The organism is Pseudomonas monteilii (assembly GCA_001534745.1).
Classification (GTDB): Bacteria; Pseudomonadota; Gammaproteobacteria; order Pseudomonadales; family Pseudomonadaceae; genus Aquipseudomonas; species Aquipseudomonas alabamensis.
This window is the reverse complement of the sequence record CP013997.1, coordinates 4,545,981-4,564,892: the sequence shown is the minus strand read 5'-3', so window position 1 is coordinate 4,564,892 and position 18,912 is coordinate 4,545,981. Positions and strand designations below refer to the sequence as shown.

Genomic DNA, 18,912 nt, shown 5'->3' with positions numbered 1-18,912 from the left:
CGTAGCCTGGGTTGTCAGCGTGACGGTGTCGTACGAGGCGCAGGCGTGGGCGTGTGCCAGCCACCGCCCAGCGCCAGGAACACGTTGATCTGCCCGAGCGCCACCTGTGCATCGGCCGCAGCCAGTTGTCCACGCATGGTGGTGTAAGTCCGGGTTGCCTGCAGGTCTTCCAGGAAGGACGCACGTCCCGCCTGGTAGAACTGGTGCGTCTGATCCGCCGCCTGCTTCGCCGAGCGTTCAGCATCGGCCAGTGCTTCCCGGCGATCGAGCAGGGCGCTGTACTGGGCCAACCGTGTCTGGGTTTCGCGGATGGCATTGAGCACGACACCGTCGAAACGCGCCAGCGCCGCCTGGGTCGAGGCCTCGGCTTCACGGATACGTGCGCGCGTGCCGTTGGTGGGCAGGGTCCAGTTGACCAGGGGGCCGAACCCCCAGCGGTTGGTCGCCGGCTCGCCCAGGTTGTCGAGAATACCGATGGTGCCCACCTGCGCGCCGATGCTGATGTCCGGGTACAGCGCACCGGTCGCCACGCCGATGCTGGCGGTGGCCGCGGCCAGTTGGCGCTCGGCCTGGCGGACATCGGGGCGGCGCTTGAGCAAGGCGGCGCCATCGCCGACTGGGATGAGTTGGGTGAGTTGCGGCAGCTCGGCGCACTCGGCAGTACCGGCCGGCAGCTGCGCGACCGGCGTGGCCAGCAGCGCCGCCAAGGTGAACAGCCCGGCTTCACGCTCGGCCTGGAAACGCGGCAGTTCGGCCCGCAACGACTTGAACTGGGTCTGGGTACGCGTCACCTGGGTTTCATCGCCACGGCCGGCATCGCGCAAGCGTTGCGTCAGTCGTACCCCTTGTTCCTGCAAGTCCAGGGACTCACGGGCAATGTGGTACTCCTCGTTGGCCGAGCAGACCTGGGTGTAGGCCTTGACCACGTCCGCCACCACGGTGATGCGCGCCGTGTCGGCGGCCGCCTGCGCCGCATCGGCATTGGCCTGGGCGGCCTCGGTGCCGCGCTTGAAGGTCCCCCAGAGATCGAACTGATACGACGCGCTGAGAATGGCTTCACCAATGTTGGCCACGGGCACCTTCTCGGTCAGCAAGAAGGCCTCGCCCGACTCCTGCAAGCGTTGCGCCGCCGCCTTGCCACTGGCCCCGAAGCCACCCTGGGATTCGGCCACCTCGACTTGCGAACGTGCCCGGGCGATGTTCGCCGTGGCCACGCGCAGGTCGCTGTTGGCTGCCAGGGCCTGGCGTACCAGCGCATCGAGGCGCGGGTCCTGGTATAGCTGCCACCAGTTCTCCGGCACGGGCGCCGAGACCACGCTGTCGGCATCCTGGCGCAGGGGGCCGTTCAGGTCGCCCCGCTGCACGGCCGCGTTCTTCGGCACCGCGTAGTCGGGGCCGACCGTCGTGCAGGCGCTCAGGCACAGCAGGCATCCCAACCACAGCGAACGTTTCATCGTGCAGGTTCCTCGATGATCGACACCGTGGCGGTTCGCCCGGCGATCATGCGGAAGTCGACGGGCACATCGTCGAAGGCGATGCGCACGGGAATACGCTGCGCCAGCCGAACCCAGCTGAACGCCGGGTTGACGTTGGGCAACAGGTTGGAGCCGCTGCTGCGGTCACGGTCCTCGATGCCGGCGGCCATGCTCTGCACATGCCCACGCAGACGGGTGTCGTCGCCCATCACGCGAATGTCCACGGCGTCGCCTACATGGATGGCGCCGAGCTTGGTTTCCTCGAAGTAGCCATCGACGTGGTAGGAGGCGCTGTCGACCACCGACAGGACCGCTCGACCCGCGGTGACGAATTCGTGGGCGCGTGGCGCTCGGTCATTGAGGTAACCGTCCACCGGGCTGCGAATCACCGAGCGGTCCAGGTTCAGCTGGGCAGTGTCGACGGCCACCTGGGCCTCGTTGACCGCCGAGCGGGCACGGGCCTCGCGCGACTGGCTTTCTTCCAGTTGTTCGGCCGCCACCAGGTTACCGAGCTTGCGGTTGCGCCGCGTTTCGCGGGCCGCCTGGGCCAGGGTTTCCTGACGTTCGGCGAGGGTGGCGCGGGCCTGGCGCAGCGCCAGGCCGAAGCGGTCCTGGTCGATGGTGAACAGCACGTCGCCGCGCTTGATCATCTGGTTGTCGCGCACCTCGACCTTCTGGATCAGGCCCGACACGTCAGGCGCGATCTGGATGACGTCGGCGCGAATGTGCCCATCGCGCGTCCAGGGCGCGAACAGGTAATAGACGACCATCTGCCAGACGAGCACGGCCGCGAAGGCCACCACCAGCAAGGTCAGGACCACACGGCCCAAGGTCAGCAAAGGTTTTTTCATGGCAGCATCAGGTTTCTGCAAAAGTGATCCACCGTACCGAGCAGCACGGCGTAGAGAGCGACGTTGAACAGCGCCCGGTGCCAGACCAGGCGATAGAAGCCCAGGCGCAGCAACAGGGCGTGTACGCCCAGAAACAACAGGTACGTGGCGATCATCATCACCAGGAGCGTGGGCAGGAACACCCCACTGATATCTACATCACCGATCACAAAGGGGCTCCGTCGATGCCGTGTGGCAGGGGTGGAGGCGGGTCGACGGGCGTCAGGGCCACGTTGGCCACTGGCAGCAGCGCCAGGCGCAGGCCACTGAGTGCGTGCAACAGATGGACCCTGGCCTCGGCGCGCTCGTTCAGCGAGGGCTCGACCAGCGCGAGACGCGCCTGATCCATGGTCTGCAACAGGGTAGCGGACGCCTCCTGTCGCTCACCTGCGCGTAGGCAGGCCGCGTAGTGGGCGCCGACTTCCTCGATCACGGTGTGCAGCCGACTCTGTGCAGTCGCGTCGACGCGAGGGAGGTAGGCCAGAATATCCAGCAGATTCAGGCCGACACGCAGATCGCGCAGTGCACCGCCGCCCTCCTGGCCCGTTTGCGCCAGGCGCGGCAGGTGTTGCATCAGTCGGTCGAGCATCTGCACACCGACCTTGCGCTGTTCGGCCAGCGTCGCCGGGTGGGTCATCTCGACGATGTCACGCCAGCTGAAGCGGGTCATGCGCTTGGCAGCCAGCTCGACGCCGAAGGGGCGGAACACCAGCGTCCAGATGAAGGCGAACAACAGGCCCAGCGGCCCCGCCAGGTTGACGTTGATGAAGGTCAGGAAGTCCGCATCGTAGACGCCCTGGATGCTGATGAAGTTGGCGGTGTTGACGATCGTCAGCAAGGTGCCCAGGTAGAAGCGCGGTTGCACGGTCAAGGTACCGACGCAGATGAACGGCACGGCGAAGGCCAGCACCAGCATCGGGAAGTCGTGCAGGTTCGGCAGCACCAGGAACAGGTAGATGCTGGAGAACACCACCGACAGCATCGTCCAGAAGAAGAACCGGTAGATCTGTGGGGCAGGATCGTCCATGGCGGCGAAGAAGCTGCAGGCGACGGCCGCGAGAATCACCGCGCTGCTGCCGTCTTTCCAGCCCAGCAGGATCCATAACGCGCTGGCGACGATGATCGCCAGGACGGTGGAGACGACCGAGTAGAGCATCAGGCCACGGTCGAAGAACGGTGTCAGGCGACCCAGCCGCCAGTGACGGTACACCGCCCGCCACGGCGAGGCATCGTCCTGGCGCAGGGCATGCTGCAGCGTGCAGCAGTCCTGCCACAGGTCCACCCATTCGGACAGTCGATACAGGGCGTTCGAAAACAGCAACAGAGGGCGTTGATCCAGTTGCCCCGGGTCAGGCTGCAACCGGTCGATGTGCTCGCGCAGCAGGCTCCAGCGCGCCAGCGAGGGTTGTTCGAGGGTGGAAGCGAGCCAGTCTCGGGCGTCGTCCAGCAGCGGTTGCAGCCTGGCCTGCTCGCTCGGCGCGCGCTTGGCCAGGGCCACCAGGGCATCGTCCAGTGCATCGAGCACCGGTAACAGGTGAATCATCCGCCCACGCAGTTCACGGGCGTTCTTCAAGGTGTGCGGGCCTGCACCTTCGTGCCCCAACTGGCCGATCATCAGCTCCAGGCTGTTGAAGGTGGCCGCCATCGACGTGCGCATGGCGCCGACGTTCTCCGCGCAGACCTGGCGGTTCAGGTAGGTCTCGCTGTAGCGCACGGCTTCGCTGAACCAGTTGCCCGTGGCCGTGACGACCACCGGCGCGAGGCGGCGAGGCCAGAAGATCGCCCCGACGATGGCCGCACAGACGATGCCCAGGCAGATCTCCTGCGCACGCGAAGACGCCACATCGAAGACCGCCAGGGGGTTGTCCACCACGGCCAGGGCGATCATCGGCAGGGTGTAGCCGGCCAGCATCAGGACGTAGTTGTTGGCCGTGCGCAGGTTCAGCGAGAGGAACAGCAGGGTACCGGTCCACAGGGCGATGGCGACGCTCAGCAACTCGGGCGACTGCACCAGGGGCGGTACCAGCAGGACGGCGCCGGCAGCACCCAGCAGCGTGCCCAGCGCGCGGTACAGCGCCTTGGAGCTGGTCGGTCCGACGAAAGGACTCGAGACGATGTAGACCGTCGCCATGGCCCAGTAAGGCCGTGGCAGTTGCATCAACAGGGCAATGTACAGCGCGATCATCGAGGCGGCGAAGGTGCGCACGCCGTAGAACCAGTCTCGTGCGGGTGGTACCGAGCTGAAGAAGCCGTTCGTGTTCATGCCGCTGCCTCTGGCCCTTGTAGCCCGGCGTTTTCAAAGGCGCGCATCACTCGCAGAGCGGCTTCCAGATCACCCGGGTCGATATCGCGCAACACCTCGCGACGCAGGCGCACCAACTCGGTCTCGATCGAGTCGGCCAGCGTGCGCCCTTGCTCGGTCAGGCTCAGCGCCTTGGCACGGCGATCGTTCGGGTCTTCACTGCGACGCACCAGGCCCGCCTTGCACAGCTGGTCGAGCAGACGGACCAGTGAGGGGCTTTCAAGACCTGCCGCCTGAGCCACCGCGACCTGATGCACGCCATCACCCAGGCGCACGATCATCAGCAGAGGGACCGCACAGGCTTCGGAGATACCGTAGGCGGTCAGGGCACCGTGACAGATCCGCCGCCAGTGGCGCGCGGAAACGACGAGGCCGCTGCTGACTTTCAACCGCAGTGCATCGAGTGACATCGAAGAAGTATCCGTAGATCCATAGTTTGCTAACTATCAATATACTGCCATTTCGCCGTGCAATGCCAATGCTTGTCGACGAGACGTGCAGACGAGGTACGAAGACGGGCGAGCGAACAGGTATCAGCAGCGAACCTGATCCCTGAGTTTGAGACCCAGCGCCAGGCGGCTGCCCAAGAGGATGGCATGGTCACGCCAATGCCGGTAAGGCGCCCCGTCGCCCTGCGCGAAATACACCGTCAGGGCTTCCGCTGCCTGTACGACGCCACCCGCCGCAGCCAGTTCCAACCAGTACAGGCCTGCCTTGACGTCGAGTTCGACCTGCGTGCCCTGCAACAGGCGTCGGCCGACTTCGAAGCGACAGCGTGCCTCACCGCGTTGAGCGCCTTTCAGGAACCAGCGGTACGCCATCGAAGGGGCGCTTCGTGGAAAGGGCATCGAGGGCCATCCTTCCTCGAACAAGTCGCCAAGCGCCGCGGCGGCGCGATCCATCCCGGCTTCGAAGGCGTGTTCGTAGCACCGGGCCGCCTCTGCATGAGAGACCTCCACGCCCCGTCCCACATAGGCTTGTTCAGCCAGATTGAACCAGGCCGTGGCATCCCCTTGCCGGCCTGCCATGCGAAACAGCCGACGCGCCAGCAACGGGTTGGCCTGCCAGTACGTGCCGTTGAGCCAGAGCCAGCCCAGATCGGTCAGTACCGTGACGCTCCCGTTCAGTGCCTGGGCACGCAGTTCGGTATAGACGCTTTGCAGGTCCACGGCCTCGTCCAGGCGTGAGATCAGCGTGAAGCGGTTACCCAGTGCCGTGCGGCGGCTGGGGAGGCCGAAACCGAGACAGTCGCGGCGAACACGCCCCTGTGCAAGCGGCACGATATGCGTGGGCAGCAGGTGCTCCAGCAGCGAATGAAGGGTGCTGACAGCCGACATGTTCATCCTCGTTGAACGGCCTGCGGTGTCCTACCACGCGGGCGTGAGCAGTGATTCTGCGCAGCCCAGCGACAAAACCCGTCGCGGTCGAACGGGCAGGGCGCACTCAAACGGCCATATCTTGATCTGAGCCGCCCGTGGCTAATTGCCAGGCGCTATCGCTGTCGCCATGCTAGTCGGCGCAAGTTCTTACAAGGACGTTACCTTTTGCCCTCTGCTACCACCCGTGCCACCCTCAGTCGACAGTGGGCGCTGTTGCGTCAGTTGCCCAACCGCTCACCGGGAGTGACCAGCGCAGAGTTGGTCTGGCGTCTGAGCGATGTGGGTTTCAGTGTCAGCAAGCGAACCATCGAGCGTGACCTGAACGAGCTGTCGCTGATCTTCGCTCTCGAGCGCAATGACAAGAGCATCCCTTTCGGCTGGTACTGGTCGATTAACCTGGGCACAGAGCCGCGCAGCCATGTGGATTTGCAGGATTACCTGCGCAGGAGCATGCCCCAGCCCCCAGAGAAGGACGGCATGCAGTTGCAGGCCTGGGTGAGCGACGAATTGGCGCGGCAATTGCGCCAGACGCCGTTGGCCGCCGACATGCAACTGACGGCGCTGGGTGAAGGGCACCGGCTGCAGGCCACGGTGAGTGACGGGCTGTCCTTGCGGGGCTGGTTGCTGAGCCAGGGGAATGGTCTGGTCGTCGAGCGGCCGCTGGCGCTACGGGAGGAGATCGCCCGGATCCTGCGCAGCGCCGCCGCGCGGTACCCGGTGGTGGAGTAAGAGGTGCGGCCCGCCGTGGAGGCGGGCCGCGATAGCTGCCGCACATTCCAACGCCTGCCGCTTACCGCTCCCTGAGCGCCTCGGCACGTGCCTTCATGATCGGCTTGAGCAGATAGCTCATGATGGTTTTCTTGCCCGTCAGGATGTCCACCGACGCCACCATGCCCGGGATGATCAGCAACGGCTTCTCATCGGTGCCCAGGTGACTGCGGTCGGTCCGTAGCCTGACCAGGTAGTACGTGGTCTTCTTGTCTTCATCGGTGATGGTGTCCGCGCTGATCTGCTCCAGCTTGGCTTTCAGGCCACCGTAGATGGTGAAGTCGTAGGCCGTGAACTTCACGGTCGCTTCCTGGCCAGGGTGCAGGAACGCGATGTCCTTGGGCAGGATCTTCGCCTCGATCACCAAGGTGTCGTCCAGCGGTACGATCTCGATGATGTCGCTGCCTGGCTGGATGACGCCACCGATGGTGTTGACCAGCAACTGCTTGACGATGCCCCTTACTGGCGAAGTGACCAGCGTACGGCTGACCCGGTCGTCCAGCGCCTTGCTGGTGGCCGTCGCCTTGTTCAACTCGGTGCGCGCCTCGTTGAGCTGGGTCAGCGCCTCGCTACGGAATTTCCCGCGGGTCTCCTCGACCTTGCTCTTGACCTCACGCACGGCCGCTTCAGCACGAGGAATGGCCAGGCCGGTCGCGTCCATTTCACCCCGGGTTTCCACCTCGGCACGGCGCAGGCGCAGGATTTCCACCTGGGAAATCGCACCCTTGGCCACCAAGGGCTCGGACATGGCGATCTCTTGTCGCAGCAGTTGCAGGCTATTGGCGTACTGGGCGCGCTTGGAGGTGTATTCGCGCAGCTCCTGCTGGCGTTGCACCAACTGCTCTTCGAGCCCGCCGATCTCGTCGCGCAACTGCTGGCGTCGGCTGTTGTACAGCGACTCCTCGCTGGCGGCCTGGCTCGGCGCAGCCTTGCGCAGCTCTTCGTCGATCTTCAATGGGGTGTCTTCGACCTCCGCGCTCAGGCGTTGCACGCGTAGCGCCATGGCCAGGCGGTCGGCTTCGGTCTCGCCCACGTTGGAGGCGAAGCGCGTTTCGTCCAGGCGCAGCAATGGCTGCCCGACCTCGACCACTTCCCCTTCCTTGGCGTAGATCTCGGCGACGATACCGCCCTCGAGGTTCTGGATCTTCTGCACCTTCGAGGACGGCACGGCCTTGCCTTCACCCCGGGTCACCTCGTCGATGGGCGCGAAGCATGCCCAGACGACCAGGAACAGGAAGAAGGCGATGATGCCCCAGATGGTCATGCGCACCACCCGCGGTGCGTCTTCGATCAGCGACTTGCTGACCTCGGGCAACGGCTGTCCACTGAGTGAATCCGAGCCCTTGAAGTAGCGCCGCAGATTGTCCTTGATTTGCCCCACGTCGAGCTTACGCGACACTGATCTGCCCCTTCTTCAGCGCTTCCATGACGGCGGCTTTCGGGCCGTCCGCGACGATCTGTCCACGGTCGATGACGATCAGCCGGTCCACCAGCGACAGCAACGAGGCCCGGTGAGTGACCAGCAACACGGTCTTGTTTTCGATGACGGCCTGCAAGCGTTGCTTGAGACGCTCCTCACCGGTGTTGTCCATGGCACTGGTGGGCTCATCAAGCAGCAGGATCTGCGGGTTGAGCAGCAGGGCGCGACCCAGGGCCACGTTCTGGCGCTGACCGCCGGACAGGTTTTGCCCACGCTCGCCGACTTGCAGTTCGTAGCCATCAGGGTGCAGGCGTGCGAACTCATGGACGCCCGAAAGCTCCGCAGCCTGCAGGATCAGCTCGTCCTCGATGTAGCGCGCGCCGCTGACCAAGTTGTCACGCAGGGTGCCGGCCAGCAGTTGGATGTCCTGGGGAACGTAGCCCAGGTTATGGCGCAGTTCGCTGACATCGATCTGCCGGATGTCGACACCGTCGACCAGCAGCGAGCCGGCATTGGCTTCGTACAGGCCGACGATCAGCTTGGCCAGCGAGCTCTTGCCCGAGCCGCTGCGCCCGATGATCCCCACCTTCTCGCCCGGTCGGATGTTCAGGTTGATGCCCTTGAGCGCCATGTTCTGCTGGTTGGGGTAGGTGAAGTCCACCCCACGGAACTCGATGGCGCCCTGCAGTACCTGACGGCTGAGCGGTCGCTCCTCGAAGTTGCGCTCCTGGGGCAGGCTCATCATCTGGTCGGTGGAGCTCATGGTGACCTTGGCCTGCTGGTAGCGCGCGAGCAGCCCGTTGAGCTGGCTCAGGGGGCCCAGCGCGCGACCACTGAGCATGTAGCTGGCCACCAGGCCGCCCATGGTCAGGTTGCCGTCGATGATCATGTACACGCCCACGCAGATCATCGCCACGCCCGCCAGCTGCTGAATGAGCAGGGTGATGTTCATCGCCAGGCCCGAGAGGATCTTGACCCGCAGTTCCAGACGGCTGAGCGTGCCCAGGGTCTGTTCCCACATGTACTGGCGTTCGCTCTCGGCATTGTTGACCTTGACCGCGTCCAGGCCAGCGAGTGTCTCGATCAGGCTCGACTGGCGTTCGGACGCCAGTGCCATGGTGCGCTCCATGGTCGCCAGCAGCGGTTTTTGCAGCGCATAGCCAATGCCCAGCGCGAGCGGGAAGGCAATGATGGGGATCCAGACCAGGTGCCCGCCGATGATGGCGATGACCATCAGGATCAACAGGGTGAATGGCAGGTCGATGAGGCTGGTCAGCGTCAGCGACGCCAGGAAGTCCCGCAGCCCCTGGAACTCGTGAATGTTCTGGGCGAAGCTGCCGACGCGGGCCGGCCGGTACTTCATCGACATGCCGACGATGCGTTCGAACAGGGTCGCCGAGATGATCAGGTCGGTCTTCTTGCCGGCCAGGTCCAGACACAGGCTTCGAAGACCCTTAAGAATCAGGTCGAAGATGTAGGCACCGAAAATGCCGAGCGCCAGCACCCACAGCGTCGAGGTGGCCTGGTTCGGTACGACGCGGTCATAAACGTTCATCACGAACAAGGGCGCAGCCAGGGCGATGATGTTGATCACCAGGCTCGCGGCGATGGCGTCCATGTACAGCCATTTGCTGCGCAGCAGCGTATCGCGGAACCAGGAACGCGTGCGCGGGATCAGGTTGCCGTGATTGACGTCGAACTTGTGCTGAGGCTGGGCGAAGAACACCTTGCCGCTGTAGTCGGCCTGCAGCTTCTCGCGGCTGACGTGAACTTCGCCGCCGTCGCTTTCACTGAGCAGCAGACGCGCGGTGCCGGCGTCCTGCCAGCCCAGCAGAACGGCGCAACGGCCTTCCTTCATCAGCAGCATGACCGGCATGGCGATATCGGGAATCTGTTCGAGCTTGCGCTGGAGCAGTCGACCCTGCAGGCCGGCACGAGCGGCTGCGCGCGGCAGCAGCTCCGGCGTCATGCGCTGCGACGGCAGCGGCAGGCCCGTGGTCAGCATGGCGCGACTGGCGGGTTTCTGGTGTAGGACACACAGGTTCAGCAGGCTATCCAGCAAGGGATCGTCATGCTGACTGCGGGGATCGTGGCTGAGTTGGACTCGACTGACTTCGGATTCCACGCGGCGCTCTCTTAAAACCTTGCTAGAAATGGGGGCGAAGGGCTGACCGAGGTCAGGTCACGTCGCCAATGGAGGGTGCTCTGCGCTACCACCGCCACTCATCTGGATGGTAGCTAAGCGCCATGGTCGCCCCGAATGTGGGTGGAGTAAACATTTCCACGCACATTCGCTATACAAGACGACAACGCACCCTGAAGGTTTCGCAGATTTTCTGTTGAAAACCTCAAGGCTTTCGGAGCGTGCAACGGTTGTTGGATGCGCTACCTCCAGACGGTAGCGTTCCTTCCGTGCAATTCGGTCAACAAATTGACAATTTTTTTGAACTTATACGCCGTTTTGCTTACTCGTCAAAATATTATCGACTTGCTTCTTCAATCATTGTTTTCATTCGCCTGTTTACAAACTAGCAAGTCCATACGGCTCTGGCTAAATTTCTTCTGACGCTTTGCTACGTAACTATCGCTTTTGCTAAAGCGGCCTGCTCGCGTTGACCTTTCATCGGATGCCGCTTGTCATAGGGCACGCGCCCCTCAAAGCAGGCAAGCTTTGTGCTTGGGGCCGCTCTGTGTCGGGCAATTGGCTCCTTTGGTGACAGGTGTTGAAAATCATGCGCGTTCAGAATGACGAGGGCTGTGAAACGACAGTTTGAAATCGCTGGAAGCCCATGTGAAACATCCATTTTTTGCCATACATCAGGGGCTTGCCCTTCTGTGAAAATATCAATGTGACATTATTTTGCTGATTGTTTAGGATTGGCAAATTAGGTCAATAGTTTGGCTAAGGTGGCGATAGTTTTGCGCTATAGACAATAGTTTGACGCCAAAACATTGTCCACCTCATGAAGCATTCCATCGAACAACCGTCTCGTACGATCGGTGTGCATGGAAGCAACCGAATCGGTACCCGGAGAGTCCTCAATGAGCAGTGTCGTTGCCATCGTCAAAAGCGTCGTCGGTCAAGTGGTCGCAGTTTCCCCCGAGGGCATCCGGCGTGTGCTGGTGGAAGGGGACCGCTTGTTCGCAGGCGAGCAGGTGCTCACCGGGCCTGGCGGAGCCATCACGCTCGAGCTGGCCGATGGGCGCATGTTGGACCTGGGCCGGGACTCCCAGTGGAGCGCCGATACGCCAGATAGCAGCACGGACCTTTCCGAGGCAACGGCCCAGGCAGCGCCTTCGGTCGAGGAACTGCAACAAGCCATCGCTGCCGGTGCCGACCCGACGGTCGATCTCGAAGCGCCAGCTGCAGGCCCGACGGCTGCAGGCGGCGGTGAGGCCGGCGGTGGTCACACGTTCGTGATCAACCAAGAAACCGCAGGCGTCGTGGATCCGACGGTCGGTTTCCCTACGGGTCCGATCGGCAGCGAATTCGGCCAGCCGACCCCACCTGTCGGTGGTGTGAACACGACGAACGCGGCAACTGCAACGGACACGGGCGGTGGTGGCTCGACGACTGTCGTCCTGAGCGCTACGCCCTCGATCAGCGAAGCAGGCGGCGTCATCGTCTATACCGCGATCGTTGGCCAGGCGCCGACGTCCGACCTGACCGTCACACTGTCCAATGGCGCGGTGATCGTGATCGCTGCCGGGCAGACGGCAGGCACCGTGAATGTCGATGTGGCGGCCAATGACACGGTCTACATCGACCCACGCGACATCTCGGCCACGATCACCGGCACCACCGGTGGTGGCCTGACCGTGACGGCCGACCAGACCCCGGCCGTGACGCAGGTAGTCGATACCATCGACACCACGACCCTTACCTTGACTGCTACCCCAAGCGTGACTGAAGGCGGTGCGATCACCTATACCGTCTCGCTCAACAACCCTGCACAGACGCCAGTGTCCGTCACCTTGTCCAATGGGCAGACGTTGACCATCGCTGCTGGCGCCAGCAGTGCCAGCGTCGACTTCCAGACTGGCAATGACGTATACGCAGGCAGCACGACGGTGAGCACCACGATCACCGCTGCTTCCGGCGGCAACTTCGAAGATCTGGCCATCGACCCGACTGCAGCGCAGACGGTGATCAACGATGCGATCGACACGACCACCTTGACCCTGACCGCCACGCCCACGGTGGCCGAAGGCGGTCAGATCGTCTATACCGCGACGCTGACCAACGCGGCTCAGACGCCCATGAGCGTGACCTTGAGCAATGGCTCGGTCATCACCATCGCGGCTGGTCAGACCGCAGGCAGTATCACGGTGGCAGCGCCTGGCGACGATCCATACATCGACGCCGGTTCGGTCAATGCGACCATTACTGGTGCCACTGGCGGCAACTTCGAGAACCTGGCGGTCGATGGCACGCCAGCAGTGACTGCCGTCACCGATACCATCGATACCAGCACCGTCACACTGACGGCGACGCCGTCGGTCACCGAAGGCGGCGTTATTACCTACACGGCCAGCGTGACTGCGCCGGTCACTGGCTCGGCCTTGGTCGTGACCCTGGCAAACGGCCAGACCATCACCATTCCGGTCGGCCAGTCCTCCGGCACCGTCGATGCGACCGCGCCGGACAACATCTATGCGACCAATCCGCCTGTAACTAACAGCATCACTGGCGTTAGCGGTGGCAACTACGAAAACCTGGTGACTGCCGGTGCACCAAGCACCACTGTCACCGATGGTCCCGGCACTAGCACCACCACAACTGTTGCCCTGACTGCCACGCCGACCGTGGCTGAAGGTGGCCAGATCGTCTACACCGCGACCCTGACCAATGCGGCTCAGACTCCGGTTAGCGTGACCTTGAGCAACGGCTCGGTGATCACGATCGCCGCGGGTCAAACCGCAGGCAGTATCACGGTTGCAGCGCCTGGCGACGATCCGTACATCGATGCCGGTTCGGTCAATGCGACCATTACTGGTGCCACTGGCGGCAACTTCGAGAACCTGGTGGTCGATGGCACGCCAGCAGTGACTGCCGTGACCGATACCATCGACACCAGCACCGTCACGCTGACGGCGACGCCGTCGGTCACTGAAGGCGGCGTGATTACCTACACGGCCAGCGTGACTGCGCCAGTCACTGGCTCGGCCTTGGTCGTGACCCTGGCAAACGGCCAGACCATTACCATTCCGGTCGGCCAGTCCTCCGGCACCGTCGATGCGACCGCGCCGGACAACATCTATGCCACCAATCCGCCTGTAACTAACAGCATCGCTGGCGTTAGCGGTGGCAACTACGAAAACCTAGTCAGCGCCGGTACGCCAAGCACTACCGTGACCGATGGCCCAGGCACCAGCACCACCACGACCGTAGCGCTGACTGCTACGCCGATCGTGGCCGAAGGCGGCCAGATCGTCTACACCGCGACGCTGACCAATGCTGCGCAGACGCCAGTGACCGTGACCTTGAGCAACGGCTCGGTGATCACCATCGCGGCTGGCCAGACCGCAGGCAGTATCACGGTTGCAGCACCTGGCGATGACCCGTACATCGACGCCGGTTCGGTCAATGCGACCATTACCGGTGCCACCGGCGGCAACTTCGAGAACTTGGCGGTCGATGGCACCCCGGCGGTGACGTCGGTTACCGATACCATCGATACCAGCACTGTCACGCTGACCGCGACTCCGTCGGTCACTGAGGGCGGCGTGATCACCTACACTGCCAGCGTGACTGCCCCAGTCACTGGCTCGGCCTTGGTCGTGACCCTGGCTAACGGCCAGACCATCACCATTCCGGTTGGCCAGTCCTCCGGCACCGTCGATGCGACCGCGCCGGACAACATCTACGCTACCAATCCGCCTGTGACCAACAGCATCACTGGCGTTAGCGGTGGCAACTACGAAAACCTGGTGACTGCAGGCACCCCGAGCACTACCGTGACCGATGGCCCAGGTACCAACACCACGACGACCGTGGCGCTGACTGCCACGCCAACCGTGGCCGAAGGCGGTCAGATCGTTTACATCGCGACTCTGACCAATGCTGCCCAGACGCCAGTGACTGTGACTTTGAGCAATGGCTCAGTCATTACTATTGCTGCAGGACAGACCTCCGGCTCGGTGAACGTTGCAGCGCCAGGTGACGATCCATACATCGACGCCGGTTCGGTCAATGCGACCATTACTGGTGCCACCGGCGGCAACTTCGAAAATCTGGCAGTCAATGGTACGCCAGCGGTGACTGCTGTCACCGACACCATCGACACCAGCACCGTCACGCTGACGGCGACTCCGTCGGTCACTGAAGGTGGTGTGATTACCTACACCGCGAGCGTCACTGCGCCCGTCACCGAAGCACCGTTGGTTGTAACCCTGGCCAACGGCCAAACCATCACCATTCCGGTCGGCCAGTCCTCTGGCACCGTCGATGCAACCGCGCCGGACAACATCTACGCTACCAATCCGCCTGTAACCAACAGCATCACTGGCGTTAGCGGTGGCAACTACGAAAACCTGGTGACTGCCGGTGCACCAAGCACTACCGTCACCGATGGCCCAGGCACCAGCACGACTACGACCGTGGCGCTGACGGCCACGCCAACCGTGGCCGAAGGCGGTCAGATCGTCTACACCGCAACTCTGACCAATGCTGCGCAGACGCCAGTGACCGTGACCTTGAGCAACGGCTCGGTGATCACGATCGCTGCAGGTCAAACCGCAGGCAGCATCACGGTTGCAGCACCTAGCGACGATCCGTACATCGATGCTGGTTCGGTCAATGCGACCATTACCGGTGCCACCGGCGGCAACTTCGAGAACCTGGCGGTCAATGGGACGCCAGCAGTCACTGCTGTAACCGACACCATCGACACCAGCACCGTCACGCTGACCGCGACTCCGTTGGTCACTGAAGGCGGCGTGATTACTTACACTGCCAGTGTGACTGCGCCGGTTACCGAAGCTCCACTGGTCGTGACTCTGGCCAACGGCCAGACCATCACGATCCCGGTCGGCGCCAGCTCGGGTTCGGTGAACTTCACCGCACCGGACAACGTGTACGCCACCAATCCGCCTGTGACCAACAGCATCACGGCCACCAGCGGCGGCAACTACGAAAACCTGGTCACTGCCGGCACCCCGAGCACTACCGTGACCGATGGCCCAGGTACCAGCACTACGACGACCGTGGCGCTGACGGCCACGCCAACCGTGGCCGAAGGTGGCCAGATCGTCTACACCGCGACTCTGACCAACGCTGCTCAGACTCCAGTTAGCGTGACCTTGAGCAATGGCTCGGTCATTACCATCGCAGCTGGCCAGACTTCTGGTTCGGTGAATGTGGCTGCGCCTGGCGACGATCCGTACATCGATGCCGGTTCCGTCAACGCGACCATTACCGGCGCCACCGGCGGCAACTTCGAGAACCTGGCGGTCAACGGCACGCCAGCAGTCACTGCTGTCACCGACACCATCGACACCAGCACCGTCACGCTGACGGCGACTCCGTCGGTCATTGAAGGCGGTGTGATTACTTACACCGCCAGCGTGACTGCTCCGGTTACCGAGGCTCCGCTGGTCGTGACTCTGGCCAACGGCCAGACCATTACCATCCCAGTCGGTGCCAGCTCGGGCTCGGTGAACTTCACTGCGCCGGACAACGTGTACGCCACCAATCCGCCTGTGACCAACAGCATTACCGCCACCAGCGGCGGCAACTACGAAAACCTGGCCACTGCCGGCACACCAAGCACCACCGTGACCGATGGCCCAGGCACCAGCACGACGACGACAGTTGCTCTGACTGCCACGCCGACCGTGGCTGAAGGCGGCCAGATCGTCTATACCGCGACCCTGACCAATGCTGCGCAGACCCCGGTTAGCGTGACCTTGAGCAATGGCTCGGTGATTACCATCGCCGCAGGACAGACTTCTGGTTCGGTGAACGTGGCTGCGCCTGGTGATGACCCGTACATCGACGCCGGTTCGGTCAATGCGACCATTACTGGTGCCACCGGCGGCAACTTCGAGAATCTGGCAGTCAACGGCACGCCAGCAGTGACTGCTGTCACTGACACGATCGATACTTCGACGGTAACCCTGACCGCGACCCCATCGGTTACCGAAGGCGGTGTGATCACCTATACCGCGAGCGTCACTGCGCCGGTTACCGAGGCTCCGCTGGTCGTGACTCTGGCTAACGGCCAGACCATTACCATCCCAGTTGGTGCCAGCTCGGGCTCGGTGAACTTCACCGCGCCAGACAACGTGTACGCCACTAATCCGCCTGTGACCAACAGCATCACGGCCACCAGCGGCGGCAACTACGAAAACCTGGTTACTGCCGGCACCCCGAGCACTATCGTGACCGATGGTCCAGGCACCAGCACCACGACGACCGTGGCGCTGACGGCCACGCCAACCGTGGCCGAAGGTGGCCAGATCGTCTACACCGCGACCCTGACCAACGCGGCCCAGACGCCAGTTAGCGTGACCTTGAGCAACGGCTCGGTCATTACCATCGCAGCTGGTCAGACCGCAGGCAGCATCACAGTTGCAGCCCCTGGTGATGACCCGTACATCGATGCCGGTTCCGTCAACGCGACCATTACCGGCGCCACTGGCGGCAACTTCGAGAACCTGGCGGTCAATGGCACGCCAGCAGTCACTGCTGTAACCGACACCATCGACACCAGCACCGTCACGCTGACGGCGACTCCGTCGGTCACTGAAGGCGGCGTGATTACTTACACTGCCAGCGTCACTGCTCCGGTAACTGAAGCCCCGCTGATCGTGACCTTGGCCAACGGCCAGACCATCACGATCCCGGTCGGTGCAAGCTCGGGCTCGGTGAACTTCACCGCGCCAGACAACGTGTATGCCACTAATCCGCCTGTGACCAACAGCATCACGGCTACCAGCGGCGGCAATTACGAAAACCTGGTGACTGCCGGTACACCGAGCACCACCGTGACCGATGGTCCAGGCACCAGCACCACGACGACTGTAGCGCTGAGCGCCACACCGACCGTGGCCGAGGGCGGCCAGATCGTCTACACCGCGACCCTGACCAATGCTGCGCAGACGCCAGTTAGCGTGACCTTGAGCAACGGCTCGGTCATTACCATCGCAGCTGGTCAGACCGCAGGCAGCATCACAGTTGCAGCCCCTGGTGATGACCCGTACATCGATGCCGGTTCCGTCAACGCGACCATTACCGGCGCCACTGGCGGCAACTTCGAGAACCTGGCGGTCAATGGCACGCCAGCAGTCACTGCTGTAACCGACACCATCGACACCAGCACCGTCACGCTGACGGCGACTCCGTCGGTCACTGAAGGCGGCGTGATTACTTACACTGCCAGCGTCACTGCTCCGGTAACTGAAGCCCCGCTGATCGTGACCTTGGCCAACGGCCAGACCATCACGATCCCGGTCGGTGCAAGCTCGGGCTCGGTGAACTTCACCGCGCCAGACAACGTGTATGCCACTAATCCGCCTGTGACCAACAGCATCACGGCTACCAGCGGCGGCAATTACGAAAACCTGGTGACTGCCGGTACACCGAGCACCACCGTGACCGATGGTCCAGGCACCAGCACCACGACGACTGTAGCGCTGAGCGCCACACCGACCGTGGCCGAGGGCGGCCAGATCGTCTACACCGCGACCCTGACCAATGCTGCGCAGACGCCAGTTAGCGTGACCTTGAGCAACGGCTCGGTCATTACCATCGCAGCTGGTCAGACCGCAGGCAGCATCACAGTTGCAGCCCCTGGTGATGACCCGTACATCGATGCCGGTTCCGTCAACGCGACCATTACCGGCGCCACTGGCGGCAACTTCGAGAACCTGGCGGTCAATGGCACGCCAGCAGTCACTGCTGTAACCGACACCATCGACACCAGCACCGTCACGCTGACGGCGACTCCGTCGGTCACTGAAGGCGGCGTGATTACTTACACTGCCAGCGTCACTGCTCCGGTAACTGAAGCCCCGCTGATCGTGACCTTGGCCAACGGCCAGACCATCACGATCCCGGTCGGTGCAAGCTCGGGCTCGGTGAACTTCACCGCGCCAGACAACGTGTATGCCACTAATCCGCCTGTGACCAACAGCATCACGGCTACCAGCGGCGGCAATTACGAAAACCTGGTGACTGCCGGTACACCGAGCACCACCGTGACCGATGGTCCAGGCACCAGCACCACGACGACTGTAGCGCTGAGCGCGACGCCAACCGTGGCCGAAGGTGGTCAGATCGTCTATACCGCGACCTTGACCAATGCAGCTCAGACTCCGGTTAGCGTGACCTTGAGCAATGGCTCGGTCATTACGATTGCTGCAGGTCAGACCTCTGGTTCGGTGAACGTAGCTGCGCCTAGTGACGATCCATACATCGACGCCGGTTCGGTCAACGCGACCATTACCGGTGCCAGCGGCGGCAACTTCGAGAATCTGGCGGTCAACGGCACACCAGCAGTGACTGCTGTCACTGACACTATCGATACTTCGACGGTGACGCTGACTGCGACCCCATCGGTTACCGAAGGCGGCGTGATTACCTATACCGCTAGCGTGACTGCTCCGGTTACCGAGGCGCCGCTGGTCGTGACCCTGGCCAACGGCCAGACCATCACGATCCCGGTCGGCGCCAGCT

The 18,912-nt window shown here is 63.1% G+C and carries 10 protein-coding genes (1 of these 10 cut by a window edge); 2 read left to right on the top strand and 8 right to left on the bottom strand.

The genetic code is table 11. From position 1 onward, the window contains the following. Positions 1–14: 14 nt before the first annotated feature. The 6 genes from APT63_19425 to APT63_19400 all read right to left on the bottom strand — a co-directional run bounded on the left by APT63_19425 (position 15) and on the right by APT63_19400 (position 6,004). Complete coding sequence (locus tag APT63_19425) at positions 15–1,454, bottom strand: RND transporter (protein ID AMA47634.1); 1,440 nt, start codon at positions 1,452–1,454, stop codon at positions 15–17. Continuing rightward, positions 1,451–2,326, bottom strand: coding sequence for an efflux transporter periplasmic adaptor subunit (locus APT63_19420; GenBank protein AMA47633.1), 876 nt, complete (start codon positions 2,324–2,326; stop codon positions 1,451–1,453). Before APT63_19420 ends, APT63_19425 begins: the two co-directional genes overlap by 4 nt. Then, positions 2,323–2,535 carry a hypothetical protein gene (locus tag APT63_19415; GenBank protein AMA47632.1) on the bottom strand — a complete coding sequence of 71 codons (213 nt, stop codon included), beginning with the start codon at positions 2,533–2,535 and terminating at the stop codon, positions 2,323–2,325. Before APT63_19415 ends, APT63_19420 begins: the two co-directional genes overlap by 4 nt. After that, on the bottom strand, positions 2,532–4,628 hold the full coding sequence (locus APT63_19410; GenBank protein AMA47631.1) for a fusaric acid resistance protein: 2,097 nt from the start codon (positions 4,626–4,628) through the stop codon (positions 2,532–2,534). Before APT63_19410 ends, APT63_19415 begins: the two co-directional genes overlap by 4 nt. Next, entirely contained in the window at positions 4,625–5,077 is a 453-nt protein-coding gene (locus APT63_19405; protein ID AMA47630.1) for a MarR family transcriptional regulator, read from the bottom strand. Before APT63_19405 ends, APT63_19410 begins: the two co-directional genes overlap by 4 nt. A 123-nt stretch (positions 5,078–5,200) precedes the next feature. After that, on the bottom strand, positions 5,201–6,004 hold the full coding sequence (locus tag APT63_19400; protein ID AMA47629.1) for a hypothetical protein: 804 nt from the start codon (positions 6,002–6,004) through the stop codon (positions 5,201–5,203). Between the two features lie 207 nt (positions 6,005–6,211). Here APT63_19400 and APT63_19395 point away from each other — a divergent pair, with 207 nt between their 5' ends. Next, positions 6,212–6,775 (top strand): transcriptional regulator, encoded by a 564-nt coding sequence (locus APT63_19395; GenBank protein AMA47628.1) that lies wholly within the window; start codon positions 6,212–6,214, stop codon positions 6,773–6,775. 61 nt (positions 6,776–6,836) lie between these two features. Here the strand turns inward: APT63_19395 and APT63_19390 are convergent, their stop codons facing one another. After that, positions 6,837–8,213, bottom strand: coding sequence for a hemolysin secretion protein D (locus APT63_19390; protein AMA47627.1), 1,377 nt, complete (start codon positions 8,211–8,213; stop codon positions 6,837–6,839). Further along, positions 8,203–10,359 carry an ABC transporter gene (locus tag APT63_19385; GenBank protein ID AMA47626.1) on the bottom strand — a complete coding sequence of 719 codons (2,157 nt, stop codon included), beginning with the start codon at positions 10,357–10,359 and terminating at the stop codon, positions 8,203–8,205. Before APT63_19385 ends, APT63_19390 begins: the two co-directional genes overlap by 11 nt. Positions 10,360–11,276: 917 nt before the next feature. On the opposite strand from APT63_19385, the gene APT63_19380 reads away from it, so the two are divergent. Continuing rightward, positions 11,277–18,912, top strand: the start of a protein-coding gene (locus APT63_19380) for a hypothetical protein (GenBank protein AMA47625.1). It continues 25,976 nt past the right edge of the window; 7,636 of the gene's 33,612 nt are visible here — the first part of the coding sequence; it begins with the start codon at positions 11,277–11,279; its stop codon lies off the right edge, out of view.

Excerpts from the sequence above, each read along its gene's own strand:
- APT63_19425 (AMA47634.1), bottom strand. The coding sequence starts at position 1,454 with ATGAAACGTTCGCTGTGGTTGGGATGCCTGCTGTGCCTGAGCGCCTGC.
- APT63_19420 (AMA47633.1), bottom strand. The coding sequence starts at position 2,326 with ATGAAAAAACCTTTGCTGACCTTGGGCCGTGTGGTCCTGACCTTGCTG.
- APT63_19410 (AMA47631.1), bottom strand. The coding sequence starts at position 4,628 with ATGAACACGAACGGCTTCTTCAGCTCGGTACCACCCGCACGAGACTGG.
- APT63_19405 (AMA47630.1), bottom strand. The coding sequence starts at position 5,077 with ATGTCACTCGATGCACTGCGGTTGAAAGTCAGCAGCGGCCTCGTCGTT.
- APT63_19400 (AMA47629.1), bottom strand. The coding sequence starts at position 6,004 with ATGTCGGCTGTCAGCACCCTTCATTCGCTGCTGGAGCACCTGCTGCCC.